Below are 446 nucleotides of genomic sequence, written 5' to 3'. Positions count from 1 at the left end.
AGAAGTGAACGAATCAGGATTATTCATGGCCACAACCATCACGCAACCATCCCGATAACGTTGTTCAGCAATTTCTGCTTGGGCTTGGGCTGCTTGTTGTGAAGCTCTCAGTTTCCATTCTTGGGTGGAATTTTTTCTAACTGCTTGTTGGATTTCCCCCATCGTCGAAATATTGGATTTGATATTGGGGGCTGATATAGACAAGAAAATACATCCTAAGAAAAAGAACACAGCCGTCATAGGGTGGCGATTGAGATAGTTCATGAATTGGTTGTTTTCAAACCGCTTGAGTTGAGCCGATATTTGCTCAGTAAATTCTGAGCTACCCGCCTCGTATCTTGGATGGTCTTGGGCTTTTTTTCCTTTGCTCCCACCTCCTGCAAGAAAGCATCAGGGTCAAAATCCAAACTACAAGCTGTTGTAGTTTCCATAATCTGGGGTTGTGC

The 446-nt window shown here is 43.7% G+C and carries 2 pseudogenes; both read right to left on the bottom strand.

The window, feature by feature from the left end:
- Window positions 1–264 (bottom strand): annotated as a pseudogene (locus NSP_RS09565) (hypothetical protein); the annotation flags it as partial.
- A pseudogene (locus NSP_RS09560) lies at window positions 261–446 on the bottom strand (hypothetical protein); the annotation flags it as partial. The pseudogenes NSP_RS09565 and NSP_RS09560, both read right to left, overlap by 4 nt.

The sequence above is a fragment of the Nodularia spumigena CCY9414 genome (genome assembly GCF_000340565.2).
GTDB lineage: Bacteria > Cyanobacteriota > Cyanobacteriia > Cyanobacteriales > Nostocaceae > Nodularia > Nodularia spumigena.
This window is presented reverse-complemented; position numbering and strand designations above follow the sequence as displayed.